Here is a 15,395-nt window from a genome sequence, read left to right on the forward strand (position 1 = left end):
TATTACACACTATATTAAATTGTTTTGCATAGCATAAATTGCCGCCTGTGTACGATCCGTTACTTGAAGTTTACTAAATATATGGCTAACATGCGTTTTAATTGTTTTCTCTGATACAAAAAGTGTTTCTGCAATTTCTTTATTTGTTTTACCTTTTGCCATTTCCGTAAGTACTTCTGATTCCCTTTTTGAAAGCTTGTTTGCATAATGTGGCTTTTTACTTACTGTTTCAATGACATGTTGTGCTTGAGGATGAATAATTTTTTCTCCTGCAAGAACATGTTTTATTGTTTTTATTAATTGCTCAGGCTCTACATCTTTCATCTCATAACTATCTGCACCTTTATCAATTGCAGAAATAACATGTTCATCATCAATATAACTTGTTAACACTAATATTTTTACATTTGGATATTTTTTCTTCATCCATTCTGTAATTTCAATACCATTCATTTTTGGCATTACTAAATCTAATAATACAATATCGGGTAACGTGTTGTTTTCTAGATAATCTAAAAAGGTTTGACCATCTGAAAATCCACCTATAACCTCTAAATCTTCTACCGTTGATAATAAAAATTCTAATCCTTGCCTAACAATATGATGATCATCTACAAGTATAATTCGACTCATAACTTTCTTCCTTCCTATAACGACAACGGCACGCTTATATATATTTTAGTACCCTTGTTTTCAATTGATTCAATATATAAATTACCATTCATCGCTTTCGCACGTTGTCTCATATTATTGATTCCATGTGAATAATTAAAATTTGATTAATTCATATTAAAACCTTTACCAAAATCTTTAATTTCCACGATTAAAGATTGATGATTTTGCGTCAATTTCACATTAATCTCATTTGTATTCGCATGTTTCTTAGTATTATTCATAGCTTCTTGGATAATACGGTAGACATTTTCTTCTATTAAACTTGGTAAATTAATCAAACCTTCAACTTTTACACTTAACTCAATTTGTAAAATATCACTATAGTTATTTAATGCATTTACTAATCCTTGTTCTAATCCAACAGGTTTAAGTTGCCAGATCAATGACCGCATCTCATTCACGGCTTGTTGACTTGTATCTTCTATTACATTAAACGCATTCCGTGATACTTCCTCTTTCGTAATACCCTGGGCAGCATGTGCAGTCAGTTTCACAGAAAATAATAATTGATTCACTGAATCATGTAAATCTCGAGCTAATCGATTTCTTTCACTGATACGAGCAGCTTCTTTTTCTTTATTTGTGAGAATAATTCGTTTGATAGCAGAACCTATTTGAAAAGCAACTGACTCTAGTAATTCTAAGTCCTCTTCACTGTAGCTTGTTTTATAAGGTGTCGCCACATTTAATAATCCAAACTGTTCTTCTCCTGAACGTAATGGCACCGTTGCATGATGTGTAATACCATTTGTTTCAGCATGATGTGCACGATTAGCTAAATTAATGCGAGAGCAATTTATAATATTTGATGCCTTAGTTAACTTTTTATTTTGATATGCTTGAACACACCAACACGTGCCTTCACACATGTATTTACAATTGTCTTTGGCTAACGCTCCTGGAAGCTCAAAATGCGAGACTAATTCATGTTGCCCTACATCATCTATAAAGAAAATCCATCCAGTAGTAAAATCCGTTCCTTCTATAAGATATCTCAACGCGCAATCCATCATGCTGTATGTTTCTGTTTCTTCATTTAAAAATTCAGCTATTTCTTTAAGTAATGCAAGTCTTGTCGGTTTTTCCATTTAACCATTCCATTCCGTTACTACTTTAATATATATTATACCTTCTTCATGTTAAATTTTAAAATGTTGCTTCTACAACATTAATAAATGCATTCATTTAAATTTTAAATATAGAATTCATTTGACTAATATTTTTAATACTTTCTTTATGGTATGATAATAGTTGATAATCAAGGAGGATACTATGAAATTTGAAATCCCTAATAAATATAATCAATTAACATTAAGAGAAATTTTTCAACAATTGCACTTACCAAAAAAAGATTTACACACTTTAAATATGTCGAAAGCAATTACCATTAACGAATCGCCTGGAACGCTCATGACTATAGTAAATACTGGCGATAATGTTTATATTCCAACACCAGATGAAGTGAGTAATTACTTACCTAGTTACCGCTTCGCTCAAATTTATTATGAAGATGATGACATAGCAATTGTCATGAAACCAAAAGGTGTGAAAACACATCCAAATGATTTAAAAGAAAGTAATACATTAATGAACCATGTCATTTATACAATAAAAAGTGATTATGTAGAACCTATTCACCGATTAGACCAAGAAACAGTTGGTTTATTAATCGTCGCAAAAAACCCATTAATGAAAAAAATCTTAGACCGTATGCTAGAGGAAAATGAAATAGACCGTATATATAAAGCAAATGTACATAGTTTATTACCTATCAAACCTCAGACTATCGATATGCCTATTGGTAAAGATAAATTTCATTCTAATAAACGTCGTGTCTCTTCTACAGGTCAATCTGCAATCACACATATTTTAAATTCAAAAATGATTAAAGAAGACGTCTGTGAATTAGAAATAAAATTAGATACCGGTAGAACGCATCAAATTCGTGTACACTTAGCAGAAATTGGTCACCCAGTTATTGGTGATCCATTATATGGTAACTCTACGTTAAGAAAATTAGAATTAAATAGTCACAAAATAGAATTTATTCATCCACTCACACAAGAAAGTATAACTGTAAGTTTAGACGATGAAGTTTAATCATATAAAATAATTGCAATACCTTATCTCTATTAAAATAAGCTAGCATACTATTAAGTGTAAACAAACTGTTGCATTTGATTATTCTGTAGTCAATTGCTAACGTTCAACGCATTAAAGTATAAAACAAAAAGAGCTAATCCATATGATAGGATTAGCTCTCTTAATTTAAAAATTTGTATTTTCAGTGCTCTATGGAGTTTTATTTAGGTTCAACCATATCTTCTGGTTTAATCCATTGTTCGAATTGTTCTTCTGTAACATACCCTGAATTAATTGCTGATTCTTTTAAAGTAAGCCCTTCACGGTGAGCTTTTTTAGCGATACTAGCTGCTTTTTCATATCCAATGTGTGGATTCAAAGCAGTTACGAGCATTAATGATTGGTTTAAATAATTATCAATATTCTCTGGAATTGGCTCAATACCAACTGCACAATTATTATTAAATGTGTCCATACCATCTGCTAATAAATAAATTGACTGCAAGGTATTTAATAAAATAACTGGTTTGTATACATTGAGTTCAAAGTTACCTTGTGAACTTGCAATACCAACTGCTGTATCATTACCCATTACTTGAACTGCAACCATAGTTAACATTTCACATTGCGTTGGATTAACCTTACCAGGCATGATAGATGAACCAGGTTCATTCTCTGGTATGGAAATCTCAGCAAGACCCGCACGAGGTCCTGAAGCTAACCATCTTACATCATTGGCAATTTTCATTAGATCTGTTGCAAGTGCTTTAAGTGTACCATGCAATTGTACAACTTCGTCATGTGCTGTTAATGCATGGAATTTATTTTCAGATGATACAAAAGGATAGCCTGTATTTTCAGCTATAAATTTAGCTACTTTGTCACCAAACTCTGGATGTGCATTAATTCCTGTACCTACTGCAGTACCACCAATAGCTAAGTTTAAAATATGCGCTTTTGATTCACTTAACAACGTTTCACATTTATCTAACATATAACGCCAACCACTAATTTCTTGACCTAGTCGAATCGGTGTAGCATCTTGTAGATGCGTACGCCCAATTTTAATAATATCGTGATATTGTTCTTCTTTTTGTTTAAACGTATCTCTCAGTGTTTTTAATGCAGGTTCTAATTTTGTTTCAACTTCATTGTATAATGCAACATGCATTGCTGTTGGGAATGTATCATTAGAACTTTGAGATTTATTTACATCATCATTAGGATGAATAGACTCATCGATACCTTGCTCTTTTAAGTAAGTATTGGCAACATAACTTACAACTTCGTTTACATTCATATTACTTTGTGTACCACTCCCTGTTTGCCAAACAACAAGTGGGAAATGTTCATCTAATTCTTTATTTAATACGCGGTCACATGCATAGACAATCGCATCTTTTTTGGCATCTGATAATTTACCTAATGCATGATTAGCTAATGCTGCTCCTCTTTTTAATTGCGCAAATCCGTATACAACTTCAATTGGCATACGTTCTTTACCCACTGGAAAATTACGTTTACTTCTTTCTGTTTGTGCACCCCAGTATTTATCTGCAGGTACTTCAATTTCACCGAATGTATCATGTTCTATTCTTACTGACATTTATAATTCTCCCCTTCATTATTCATTGTTCGCTATTAGTATAGCATTAAACATTTTATAGGAGCAATCGTATTATATAGCGTTTTCATAATTCAATTGATAATTTTAAAATACATAAACAACAACACATTGATATTTTTTCTTTTATATAAAAAGGTAGCAGGAGAGTAATCAAATTTTTTAATCGTTTGTTTAAATAAGTGAGATTTTACCTTTTCAATTCAGTCATCTACTGCCTAAATGAAAAAAAGCGTCTGAGACATCTACTTTGTCTCAGACGCGATAATTGGAAATACAATTAAAATTTTTATATTAGATGAATGAACATAGTGACGTACATTTTATTAATCTTAAAAGCTCTATTATTAAAAATTGTCTTAACGCTCTTTAGTGATATTAACACTTTTAAATTGATTTTTTGCCGCTTGAATCACGCCAACTGCAGTTAAAATTAATAAGATCGCACCTATCACTAATGTAACTGGACTAATTGTTATTAATAATCCTAGGAAACCATCTAAATTATCATAAAAGCTACCTAAAGGCTTAAATAATAATACAGTTATAACAATACAACATAACACACTAATAATGACGCCTGTTTGATTACTTTTTACAAAAGTTGATGCATTCACTTGATCTACTAAACCTTGTGATAAATTAATTTGTAATTTAATAATTTTGAATAATACTGGTAAATAAAGCGCTCCAATTGCCATTGGAAAACCTTTTATAGAAATTAAATTTACAATAACAGCACTTATCATGATATATTTCCAATATTTGCTTAACATTTATATAATTCTCCTTAAATCAATAATGCTTTAATAATAACACATTCACATTTAACATGGCATTTCTTTTTTTACCACATGACTTCGAAAATAATCGTCATCACAATTACACAAAAAACCTTTGTGAACCATAATAATTCACAAAGGTGGCTTAAACTATTCATTTAAATCGGAACGTACTGCTGGGTCATGTGATTTATCTAATTTATCTTCATCATTTTCTTCAGAGATTTGTTCCATTTCTTTTCCTAATTCTACGACATCCTCTAAATCATCAACCATCGCGTTTTCTGACTCTAATTCATCACGATGTAGATTATTTTGATTTTTATCTAAACTCATTGCAATCACCTCACATATAAATTATGCAAAACGTGCAGTGAAATAATGTCTAACATCTTCTGGTAAACCTTCAGCAGCCGCTTCATCTAAAATAACATTAACCATACGATGCGCTTTTAAATCTGAAGGTTCAAAACTTGTTTTACCATTTTCTTCATAAAGTTTATGAACGACTTCTTTTTTATTGCTACCTGTAATAATTAAAATAACTTCACGTGACGAGAATAAACCTTGATTCACACTTACATCTAATTTACCATTTGTATCAATAGAAAGTACTTGTGTAATCAATTTCCCTTTATTTTCTTTAGTTTTGATTTTATCTTTAATAAATGATTCCGTATCTTCACCAAATGAAACATTGAAGATTTGGCCTTCTGGAACACCAAGTGCTTCAAAGTATGATTTATTGTTATCATAATCCAGAATATTAATTTGACTAAAATCTACTGCATGTTTATCAACATTTTTCTTTAATTCATCCAATACTGGTGCATTGTCACTTGAAAGGTGTACACCAGCAATTGTTGTTGGATTGTTGTTAAATTGTTTTCTTAAGATATCTGCAGCATATTCCGCTACAACTTGTTCATTTTCTAAAACTTTAAAGTTCATTGCCATAGTAATTACACTCCTCTTTGTCTATTAAGACGCGTTCTAGCATTATTTTTATTATTACCCTTGTTACAGTAACCATAAACTATTTACTTAATTTAACTTATGATTCTTCTGATTTAAATTATATTTAGGCTTAACTTCATTATACAAAGCTTTAACTATAATTTCATTCATTTTAAACAATTAATGTAACCCAGGGAAACTTTGTTGTCTTAAAGCTTCGTATATAAGTAATGAAGCTGTATTAGATAGATTTAATGATCTAATATTATCATTCATTGGTATTCTTAAGGCAGTTTCAGCATAAGCATCTTTTACCCAATCAGGTAATCCAGTTGTTTCTCGTCCAAATATGAAAAAGTGGTCATGTTCTGTATCTGTGAAATCAAAATCTGAATACGTCTTTTTACCAAATTTAGTCAACAAATAGTATGTACCATCTGTGTTTTCAAAAAATGATTCAATGTTTTCATAATAGGTAATGTTCACAGATTCCCAATAATCTAAGCCTGCACGTTTTAACATTTTATCATCTGTACTAAAACCTAATGGCTTAATTAAATGTAAATGTGTATATGTACCAGCGCATGTTCTAGCAATACTGCCTGTATTACCAGGTATTTGTGGCTGAAATAATACTATATGGTTTGTCATGCTTTTATTCGCTCCTCATTTCAAGTCCTTTTATCATTTCTACTTGGACTTCTTCTATTTCATCATTATAATGTTGTTCTATAAAAGGCCTTGCCGCTTCACCTTGAATTTGACCTATTGCCCAATATGCAGTACCACGAATCATGGGTCTAGGATCATTCAAAGCTACTTCTTGTAATTCTGATATTGCAGTTTCATCTTTAAAATGCGCTAATGCGACGATAGCATTCCGCTGTATCGGTTTCTTCCCTCTCCATGCACCTGCTAAATGACCATAAGTGTTTTTAAATTCCTTATTACTCATTTGCAACAAAGGCACCAACCTAGGTTTCAAAATTTCTGGTTCTAATACGATATCATCTTGTTGAGTATTGATTCCTTTATTTCTTGGACAAACTTGCTGACATGTATCACAACCATATAAACGATTACCAATTTTATAACGATATTCATCAGCTAAATACCCTTTAGTTTGCGTTAAAAAGCTGATACATTTTTGACTATTTAATTGTCCATCACCAACAAGTGCTCCAGTTGGGCAACGATCAACACAAATGGTACAATCACCACAACTATCGATTAACGGATCATCTGGTGGAAAAGGTATACTTACAAGCATTTCACCTAGATATGTCCATGTACCTAATTCTGGATTAATAACAAAACCGTTTCTACCTACGTAACCTAAGCCCGCGCGTTCAGCAACTGCGCGATCTGAAAGTACACCAGTATCTACCATTGATTGTATTTCTACACCAGGTACTTTTTCTTCTAAATACGCACCTAATTTATCTAGGCGTTTCCTCATAATCGAATGATAGTCTTGTCCCCACGATGCTCGTGCAAACATACCACGGCGATCACCACGAACACTTTTAGGAGCGCCTTTCAATTTATTAGGATAACCCACTGCAATTGCAATGATTGATCTAGCTGTCGGCAGCGATAACTTCGGTTCAGTTCTCAATTCGATATCCGATTCTTCGAAACCAGATGCATAGCCTTTCGCATGATAGTCAGCTAACTTTTGTTTCAACTCATCAAAAGGATCAGCTGTAGTAAAACCAATACTATCGATACCAATTGTATGAGCATAATCTATGACATCTTGTTTCAATTGGTTTAAATCCATTTAATTACACCCCACATTAAAAACATACATTCCATAGTTTAACACATTCCGAAGTGTTTAGCGTATGACGTATTTTAGTTTTTCATGACAAAATTAAAAACCAAGTATCTAAAGTTACGATTATTAATTAATCTAACCTTAAATGCTTGGTTTCAACAGCTTATAGTACTCTACTCAAGAAGTTTTTAGTTCTTTCATGTTGTTGATGATCAAAAATATCTGTTGGCGATCCAGATTCAACAATCACGCCATCTGCCATAAAGACCACTTTATCACTTACATCCCTTGCAAAGTTCATTTCATGTGTGACAACGACCATTGTCATACCTTCTTTTGCTAGATCTTTCATTACCTTAAGCACATCACCAACAACTTCAGGATCAAGTGCTGACGTTGGTTCATCAAATAATAACACTTCAGGATTCATTGCCAATGCTCTAGCAATTGCAACCCTCTGCTTTTGTCCACCAGATAATTGAGAGGGATAAGCGTCTGCTTTATCTGCTAATCCAACCTTTTCAAGTAATGATTTCGCCTGTTGTTTTAAATTAGCGATATTATCTTTTTTCAATAAACTTGGCGCTAATATAACATTATCTATGACCTTTTTATGAGGAAACAAATTAAAATTTTGAAATACCATCCCCATTTGTTGACGTAAGGTTTCTAACTCAGTGCTGTTATGAGTTAAATGTTGTTCTTTAAAAATAACTTCCCCACTAGTCGGTGTTTCTAACAAATTCATGCAACGAAGTAATGTACTTTTCCCACTACCAGAAGGACCAATGATTGCGACGACTTCACCTTGATTTACCGTTAAATCAATTCCTTTGAGCACTTCATTTTTACCAAAAGATTTATATAAATTTTTAATATTAATCACTAACTTTCATTCTCCCTTCAAAGTAATACATCACTCTAGATAATGTAAATGTAAGAATAAAGTATAGTATTGCAGCAACGATTAATGGTGTAAATGGATCAAATGACGCACCTTGTACAACTTGTGCATTGAACATTATTTCACTAACACCAATGACTGAAACAATTGACGATTCTTTAATTACCGTTACAAATTCATTACCTAAAGCCGGTAAAATATTTTTAATAGCTTGCGGTAAAATAACTGACTTCATTGTCTGACCATAAGTTAAACCTAAACTACGTGCTGCTTCAGTTTGTCCACTATCAACAGCGTTAATACCTGCTCTTATTATTTCGGCAATATATGCTGAACAATTAATTACTAAAGCAATCATACCGCATATAAGCGCTGATATATTTAATCCAAGAACTGCTGTTGTTCCAAAGTAAACAAGGAATACTTGAACTAAAAGCGGTGTCCCTCTTAGGAATTCAATATAAGCTGAAGCAAGCCAACTTAATAATTTAATTTTGCTTAACTTAAGTAAAGCAATACCAGCACCAAACACTGTCCCTAATAGAACACCAACAATGGAAATTAATATCGTGTTCTGAATACCTTTTAAGAAGAAATTACCATACTTAGTGAAAAAATTACCGTCATCTTTTTTCATTGCTTCTGCCGCAGAAGCTTTATAATCCTTAATTAAATTATTATCTTTAACATCTTTGATAGATGCATTCAATTTTTCCATTAATTTTGGAGAATGTTTCGGAGCAGCGATTGCTGTACTTTTTGTACCTTCATTAAATTTAACATTTTCAGCAAATGTTAAATCTTTATTTTGTTTCAAATAAGCTTCAGCTACTGGTCCTTCGATGACCATTCCTTTTACCTTACCACTCTTTAATGACATGATTACTTCTGGAACTCTAGTCAAAGATTGTACCTGTGCATTATCAATTTCACTCTGAGCAATTTTTTCTTGTTGTGTTTGTTTTTGAACACCTATTTTTTTATTTGCAAAATCGTCAATATCTTTTAAATTATCTGCATCTGATTTTTTTATTATCATTTTTTGTTGGACTGTCATATATGGGTTAGAAAAATCTACTTCTTTTTCACGCTCTGGTGTTGGTGTCATACCAGAAATAATTAAATCGACTTTCCCAGTCTTAATTGCTCCCAATAAACTGTCAAATTGCATATTTACAATTTTTAATTTCAGATGATTATCTTTAGCTACTTTTTTAGCTAAGTCAATATCGATACCTGCATATTCCGATTTACCATTTACATTATGCTCAAATTCATATGGTGCATAATCTGCAGATAAACCTACGCGTAATTCACCACGCGCTTTTATTTTATCCCATTGATCCTGTTCCGCTCCATGTGCAACAGGGCTAATGTAAGTTAATATACCGCTACTAATTAAAATAACAGTCATAATCAATTTAATCATGTGTTTCATTTTCTAACCCCTTTCTATATAATTCATTATTATACATAATTACGAAATAATATTCAATATAATTTTAGGAATCTATTTAAACTTATATAAACAGCTAATTACCTCAAATTCTGTCCCTTGAGTATAAAAAAAGAGAGCCTGGGACAAAACTAGATGTCTCAGACTCTTGTTCAATTAGGCACTAAATGACTAAATTGAAAATGTATAGCCTACTTATTTTAAAGAAACTATTTTTCCTATTCTTATGGAAAAGAGTAGTTCTTATACATAGGCTAAATCTTATATATAATTCTAGTGAAACTTATACATGCACGTTAGCTCAGGCAGACCTTTATCATAGTTATCTCTGCCTTGTTTACATAGGTGGAACTACAAAAGACCCACTAGAAAATTTAATTTCTGCCCTATGCTTCATAATCAATTACAGGTTGCTGTCATGCTTGTTAATATACATTAATTTATACTCTATACCTTAAAGTAAAATATATAGACATAGAAAATAATATTGACACTATAATAAACTTAAAGTTTTAGATTTTTAGACTTAACTACACCTATACAATACCTTGAAAATGTATAGATATTCATTTTCTTAGATAACCAACTGCCATACACAAATTCAAAACACTTTATTGTTTTGGTATTTCAAATCTATATATGTCATCTGAATAACTGCCTATGAATTTTTTACATAATTCATGTACAAAAAATGCTGCTACAAATGGAATAATAAGATAACCAAAAATTAAAAGGATAATATTTATTACTGGATCACCATCCATCCGATTAAATGCGTTTATTGGCCCTACTAAACCTGTATAACCAAAACCAGCAGACATTGGTGTCCCTTGAATTCCTATGAAATAAGCAATTAACCCTCCTATGATACCATTAATAACTAAAGGCACCGCGATGATTAAATGTTTAAAGTATACTGGAATCATCATTTTAGCTGCACCAATAATTAATACAAGATTGACACCTGCACCATTCACTCGTATTGAACCGAATAAAAATGTTACACAAGCTGCTACAATACCCATATTAGCTGCACCACTTCCTAAACCAGACAAACCAATTGCAGTGGCAATTGCTACCACAGATACGGGTGTAACCATTAATAAAGAATATGTAACACAGATAAGGATAGACATCAACATAGGATTCAGTTCTGTAAAAGAACTCACTAAATGTCCAATTCCTTTCGTCACATTCGATACATACCCTAGTGTATAAATACCTATAATGCCACTTACAACCGGAATCACTACCGGTAAAATAATCATTTCAAGCGATCCTAATTTGTTTTGAAGTATTAAATATAAAAAACAGGCTACCATGACTACTAATATCGTATTTATAATATCTCCAATACCATTTAACATAAAACCGTTTGATGTTATTTTTACTGCCCCACTACCAAGCATTGCAGAAACGCCAACCATCGTTGCACCAGCACCACTAAATTTAAATTGATGCGCTGCTAATACTCCAATAATAAAAGCCATAAATGATTGAATTAATACAACCAATTGATACACTGATTCTAATAATTGATTACCTTCTTTGAAGAATTTTAATAACTCTCCTAACAATGCATTCGGTATTAATGCAATTACAACACCAGCACCCACAGCTTGAAGTATGTTGCTAAAAAATTGTTTACTACTATTGTTTTTAGTTTTACTCTTAGACATTCATTTTCCTCCAAATAAAGCATTAGACTCATAATATTATACTTTCTTAAAAACCACAATATAAAGTTATAATGGTAAATATAATATCAATGATTTATATTCTTTTTTTAAATTTAAAACAAAACGTATATTTGACATAAAAAAAGAACCTCGTAGATACGAGGTTCAAAAACAAACAGAGTCTGTTTATTACTATAGTTATACCGGTGGTCGGGATCGAACCGACACTCCAAGAAGGAACGGGATTTTGAGTCCCGCGCGTCTGCCAATTCCGCCACACCGGCTCAATAAATAATTGAGCGATCACTTATTTTACAAAAAGTAACCGTTTATGTTCGAAACAGCATAAATACATTATATAACTTAGAACTTTTGTCGTCAATAGATTTCTTAATAAAGAGCGTAATCACTAGCTTTTGAAAGAAAAACACCTTACTAAAAAAGTATAAATTGTCACTATTCATAATATCTTTGCCTTATAAATAAATTAAACTAATTACCACGTCTTAATTTAAATAAATTCATCATTTTTAATTAGAATCAAATTATTAAGTACAAATCAAATTAACTATTTACTTAAAAATCAATCTAAAATTATTTCATTTTCCTTTTCACCAATCATTTGTGTTATTTGGTTAAATTCATTCATTACAGCTACTTTAGGTACGTGATTTATAAGCTCAGTTTCATTTAATTGAACATATGTCATAATAATCACAACATCGTCTACTTCTACTAACCTAGAAGCAGCTCCATTTAAGCATATCTTACCACTTCCACGTTCTCCTTCAATAACATAGGTTTCAAAACGTGCACCATTATTATTATTTACAATTGCCACTTTCTCATTGGGTAATATATCTACTGCTTCCAATATATCTTTATCAATCGTAATACTACCTACATAGTTTAAATTAGATTCTGTTACTCTTGCTCTGTGAATTTTTCCATTCATCATTGTACGTATCATAGAAATTATAGCCCCTATAGTTCAAATTTTTAATTATACATAAATCAAGTATTAATTATTACTTCATATAACATAACCACTTAATAATACCACATTGATTAAGACGTTAAAATAATATTTACCTCAATATAAATAAACAACAATCCAAAGTGATTATTAAATTTATATACTTAAAAAAGTGTAAAAAAAAACTTCCTTAATGGAAGAATAAATGGAGCGGAAGATAGGACTTACACCTATACCTCATTCCGGGAAGGAATGTGTTCTAAAAGTTGAACTACTCCCGCAAAATAATATGGAGCGGAAGATAGGACTTACACCTACACCTCGTTCCGGGAAAGAACGTGTTCTAAAAGTTGAACTACCCCCGCATGGGATATAATAATTTAATATGGAGCGGAAGATAGGACTTACACCTATACCTCATTCCGGGAAGGAACGTGTTCTAAAAGTTGAACTACTCCCGCATATTGTTGAAGGCGGCAACCGGATTTGAACCGGTGATAAAGGTTTTGCAGACCTCTGCCTTACCACTTGGCTATGCCGCCAATAAAAAACTGGGCTAGCTGGATTCGAACCAGCGCGTGATGGAGTCAAAGTCCATTGCCTTACCGCTTGGCTATAGCCCAATAATACTAAGGGCGGATGATGGGAATCGAACCCACGAGTGTCGGAACCACAATCCGATGCGTTAACCACTTCGCCACAACCGCCATGGCAGGGGCAGTAGGAATCGAACCCACATCAAAGGTTTTGGAGACCTCTATTCTACCGTTGAAATATGCCCCTATTAAATTAAATAAATGGTGGAGGGGGGCAGATTCGAACTGCCGAACCCGAAGGAGCGGATTTACAGTCCGCCGCGTTTAGCCACTTCGCTACCCCTCCAAAAGATGGTGCCGGCCAGAGGACTTGAACCCCCAACCTACTGATTACAAGTCAGTTGCTCTACCAGTTGAGCTAGGCCGGCTTGCATTAAAAATGGTTCAGGACAGAATCGAACTGCCGACACATGGAGCTTCAATCCATTGCTCTACCAACTGAGCTACTGAACCATAATAAATGGCGGTCCCGATGGGATTCGAACCCACGATCTCCTGCGTGACAGGCAGGCGTGTTAACCGCTACACTACGGGACCTTTTAAAAATTGCGGGAGGCGGATTTGAACCACCGACCTTCGGGTTATGAGCCCGACGAGCTACCGAACTGCTCCATCCCGCGTTAATAATATAAATGGCGGAGGAAGAGGGATTCGAACCCCCGCGAGCCGTTAAGCTCCTGTCGGTTTTCAAGACCGATCCCTTCAGCCGGACTTGGGTATTCCTCCACAAATATTAGCTAAAAATAAATTATATTCAATTATTATAAAGATGGCGGAGGAAGAGGGATTCGAACCCCCGCGGGCCGTTAAGCCCCTGTCGGTTTTCAAGACCGATCCCTTCAGCCGGACTTGGGTATTCCTCCAAAATTATATGGACCTTGCAGGACTCGAACCTGCGACCGAACGGTTATGAGCCGTTAGCTCTAACCAACTGAGCTAAAGGTCCTAAATATAATTTACAACTAATAATTAGTGGCGGTGGAGGGGATCGAACCCCCGACCTCACGGGTATGAACCGTACGCTCTAGCCAGCTGAGCTACACCGCCGTTGTATTTTAGTTTGTATTAAATATGGTGGAGACTAGCGGGATCGAACCGCTGACCTCCTGCGTGCAAAGCAGGCGCTCTCCCATCTGAGCTAAGCCCCCATATATAAATTTTCAGGGAATCGGGAAGACAGGATTCGAACCTGCGACCCCTTGGTCCCAAACCAAGTGCTCTACCAAGCTGAGCTACTTCCCGTAAATTAGTGCGCCCAATAGGGGTCGAACCTATAACCTCTTGATTCGTAGTCAAGTACTCTATCCAGTTGAGCTATGGGCGCATAATTTTTATAGGATGATGCCGAGGACCGGAATCGAACCGGTACGATAATCACTTATCGCAGGATTTTAAGTCCTGTGCGTCTGCCAGTTCCGCCACCCCGGCAAAATAATGGAGCAGAAGACGGGATTCGAACCCGCGACCCCGACCTTGGCAAGGTCGTATTCTACCGCTGAACTACTTCTGCATATGCGGGTGAAGGGAGTCGAACCCCCACGCCGTAAGGCGCTAGATCCTAAGTCTAGTGCGTCTGCCAATTCCGCCACACCCGCGATATTAAAATGATAATGGTGAGCCATAGTGGGCTCGAACCACTGACCCTCTGATTAAAAGTCAGATGCTCTACCAACTGAGCTAATGGCTCATCAAAATGGTGCCGGCCAGAGGACTTGAACCCCCAACCTACTGATTACAAGTCAGTTGCTCTACCAGTTGAGCTAGGCCGGCTAAATTAAATAAATGGTGGAGGATGACGGGTTCGAACCGCCGACCCTCTGCTTGTAAGGCAGATGCTCTCCCAGCTGAGCTAATCCTCCATATAAATTGCCTGGCAACGTCCTA

12 protein-coding genes, 26 tRNA genes and 1 pseudogene are annotated in these 15,395 nt (G+C 34.2%); 1 reads left to right on the top strand and 38 read right to left on the bottom strand.

The window, feature by feature from the left end:
• Window positions 1-9 precede the first annotated feature (9 nt).
• A complete protein-coding gene (locus KA893_RS02305) occupies window positions 10-633 on the bottom strand; it encodes a response regulator (RefSeq protein ID WP_210125568.1) in 624 nt (207 codons plus the stop codon).
• Between the two features lie 14 nt (window positions 634-647).
• Window positions 648-1,763, bottom strand: a pseudogene (locus KA893_RS02310) (GAF domain-containing sensor histidine kinase).
• A gap of 184 nt (window positions 1,764-1,947) precedes the next feature.
• On the opposite strand from KA893_RS02310, the gene KA893_RS02315 reads away from it, so the two are divergent.
• Complete coding sequence (locus KA893_RS02315; RefSeq protein WP_115338456.1) at window positions 1,948-2,775, top strand: RluA family pseudouridine synthase; 828 nt, start codon at window positions 1,948-1,950, stop codon at window positions 2,773-2,775.
• Between the two features lie 202 nt (window positions 2,776-2,977).
• On the opposite strand, the gene fumC is transcribed toward KA893_RS02315, so the two are convergent.
• From fumC to KA893_RS02495, 36 genes are all read right to left on the bottom strand, one after another.
• A complete protein-coding gene (gene fumC, locus KA893_RS02320; RefSeq protein ID WP_002482879.1) occupies window positions 2,978-4,363 on the bottom strand; it encodes a class II fumarate hydratase in 1,386 nt (461 codons plus the stop codon).
• Window positions 4,364-4,740: 377 nt separating this feature from the next.
• A complete protein-coding gene (locus tag KA893_RS02325) occupies window positions 4,741-5,157 on the bottom strand; it encodes a hypothetical protein (protein WP_011302806.1) in 417 nt (138 codons plus the stop codon).
• 156 nt (window positions 5,158-5,313) lie between these two features.
• Window positions 5,314-5,499, bottom strand: a complete 186-nt coding sequence (locus tag KA893_RS02330; RefSeq protein ID WP_011302805.1) for an SAS053 family DNA gyrase inhibitor — start codon at window positions 5,497-5,499, stop codon at window positions 5,314-5,316.
• Between the two features lie 21 nt (window positions 5,500-5,520).
• A complete protein-coding gene (locus KA893_RS02335; protein WP_002482876.1) occupies window positions 5,521-6,120 on the bottom strand; it encodes a 6-phosphogluconolactonase in 600 nt (199 codons plus the stop codon).
• A gap of 180 nt (window positions 6,121-6,300) precedes the next feature.
• Window positions 6,301-6,771 (bottom strand): tRNA (uridine(34)/cytosine(34)/5-carboxymethylaminomethyluridine(34)-2'-O)-methyltransferase TrmL, encoded by a 471-nt coding sequence (gene trmL / locus KA893_RS02340; protein ID WP_002482875.1) that lies wholly within the window; start codon window positions 6,769-6,771, stop codon window positions 6,301-6,303.
• Window positions 6,772-6,775: 4 nt separating this feature from the next.
• Complete coding sequence (gene queG, locus KA893_RS02345) at window positions 6,776-7,903, bottom strand: tRNA epoxyqueuosine(34) reductase QueG (RefSeq protein WP_002482874.1); 1,128 nt, start codon at window positions 7,901-7,903, stop codon at window positions 6,776-6,778.
• 160 nt (window positions 7,904-8,063) lie between these two features.
• The gene (locus KA893_RS02350) at window positions 8,064-8,786 is read right to left on the bottom strand and encodes an amino acid ABC transporter ATP-binding protein (RefSeq protein ID WP_002482873.1); all 723 of its coding nucleotides are present in this window, start codon (window positions 8,784-8,786) and stop codon (window positions 8,064-8,066) included.
• Window positions 8,779-10,242 (bottom strand): ABC transporter substrate-binding protein/permease, encoded by a 1,464-nt coding sequence (locus KA893_RS02355; protein ID WP_002482872.1) that lies wholly within the window; start codon window positions 10,240-10,242, stop codon window positions 8,779-8,781. The genes KA893_RS02350 and KA893_RS02355 overlap by 8 nt, the downstream gene beginning before the upstream one ends.
• 629 nt (window positions 10,243-10,871) lie before the next feature.
• On the bottom strand, window positions 10,872-11,939 hold the full coding sequence (locus tag KA893_RS02360; protein ID WP_210125570.1) for a PTS sugar transporter subunit IIC: 1,068 nt from the start codon (window positions 11,937-11,939) through the stop codon (window positions 10,872-10,874).
• A 201-nt stretch (window positions 11,940-12,140) separates the two neighbouring features.
• A tRNA-Leu gene (locus KA893_RS02365) sits at window positions 12,141-12,223 on the bottom strand.
• 299 nt (window positions 12,224-12,522) lie between these two features.
• Window positions 12,523-12,909, bottom strand: coding sequence for an aspartate 1-decarboxylase (gene panD / locus KA893_RS02370; RefSeq protein WP_002482870.1), 387 nt, complete (start codon window positions 12,907-12,909; stop codon window positions 12,523-12,525).
• 212 nt (window positions 12,910-13,121) lie between these two features.
• Window positions 13,122-13,196 (bottom strand) — tRNA-Gly (locus tag KA893_RS02375).
• Between the two features lie 9 nt (window positions 13,197-13,205).
• Window positions 13,206-13,280, bottom strand: a tRNA-Gly gene (locus KA893_RS02380).
• A gap of 21 nt (window positions 13,281-13,301) precedes the next feature.
• Window positions 13,302-13,376 (bottom strand) — tRNA-Gly (locus tag KA893_RS02385).
• A gap of 10 nt (window positions 13,377-13,386) precedes the next feature.
• Window positions 13,387-13,457 (bottom strand) — tRNA-Cys (locus tag KA893_RS02390).
• Window positions 13,458-13,466: 9 nt separating this feature from the next.
• A tRNA-Gln gene (locus KA893_RS02395) sits at window positions 13,467-13,538 on the bottom strand.
• Window positions 13,539-13,549: 11 nt separating this feature from the next.
• Window positions 13,550-13,622, bottom strand: a tRNA-His gene (locus KA893_RS02400).
• A 2-nt stretch (window positions 13,623-13,624) separates the two neighbouring features.
• Window positions 13,625-13,698 (bottom strand) — tRNA-Trp (locus KA893_RS02405).
• Window positions 13,699-13,713: 15 nt separating this feature from the next.
• A tRNA-Tyr gene (locus KA893_RS02410) sits at window positions 13,714-13,797 on the bottom strand.
• Window positions 13,798-13,803: 6 nt separating this feature from the next.
• Window positions 13,804-13,879: transfer RNA gene (locus KA893_RS02415), tRNA-Thr, on the bottom strand.
• Between the two features lie 12 nt (window positions 13,880-13,891).
• Window positions 13,892-13,964: transfer RNA gene (locus KA893_RS02420), tRNA-Phe, on the bottom strand.
• A gap of 8 nt (window positions 13,965-13,972) precedes the next feature.
• Window positions 13,973-14,048: transfer RNA gene (locus KA893_RS02425), tRNA-Asp, on the bottom strand.
• 9 nt (window positions 14,049-14,057) lie between these two features.
• Window positions 14,058-14,131 (bottom strand) — tRNA-Met (locus KA893_RS02430).
• 13 nt (window positions 14,132-14,144) lie between these two features.
• Window positions 14,145-14,237 (bottom strand) — tRNA-Ser (locus KA893_RS02435).
• 44 nt (window positions 14,238-14,281) lie between these two features.
• Window positions 14,282-14,374: transfer RNA gene (locus tag KA893_RS02440), tRNA-Ser, on the bottom strand.
• A gap of 9 nt (window positions 14,375-14,383) precedes the next feature.
• A tRNA-Ile gene (locus KA893_RS02445) sits at window positions 14,384-14,457 on the bottom strand.
• Window positions 14,458-14,484: 27 nt separating this feature from the next.
• A tRNA-Met gene (locus tag KA893_RS02450) sits at window positions 14,485-14,558 on the bottom strand.
• Between the two features lie 25 nt (window positions 14,559-14,583).
• Window positions 14,584-14,659 (bottom strand) — tRNA-Ala (locus KA893_RS02455).
• Between the two features lie 20 nt (window positions 14,660-14,679).
• Window positions 14,680-14,753 (bottom strand) — tRNA-Pro (locus KA893_RS02460).
• An 8-nt stretch (window positions 14,754-14,761) separates the two neighbouring features.
• Window positions 14,762-14,835: transfer RNA gene (locus tag KA893_RS02465), tRNA-Arg, on the bottom strand.
• A gap of 18 nt (window positions 14,836-14,853) precedes the next feature.
• Window positions 14,854-14,939, bottom strand: a tRNA-Leu gene (locus tag KA893_RS02470).
• Between the two features lie 7 nt (window positions 14,940-14,946).
• A tRNA-Gly gene (locus KA893_RS02475) sits at window positions 14,947-15,021 on the bottom strand.
• Window positions 15,022-15,024: 3 nt separating this feature from the next.
• Window positions 15,025-15,106: transfer RNA gene (locus tag KA893_RS02480), tRNA-Leu, on the bottom strand.
• 16 nt (window positions 15,107-15,122) lie between these two features.
• Window positions 15,123-15,198: transfer RNA gene (locus tag KA893_RS02485), tRNA-Lys, on the bottom strand.
• Between the two features lie 7 nt (window positions 15,199-15,205).
• Window positions 15,206-15,281: transfer RNA gene (locus KA893_RS02490), tRNA-Thr, on the bottom strand.
• A 13-nt stretch (window positions 15,282-15,294) separates the two neighbouring features.
• Window positions 15,295-15,370: transfer RNA gene (locus tag KA893_RS02495), tRNA-Val, on the bottom strand.
• Window positions 15,371-15,395 lie beyond the last annotated feature (25 nt).

It is taken from the genome of Staphylococcus sp. GDY8P126P (assembly GCF_017891965.1).
GTDB classification, from domain to species: domain Bacteria; phylum Bacillota; class Bacilli; order Staphylococcales; family Staphylococcaceae; genus Staphylococcus; species Staphylococcus saprophyticus.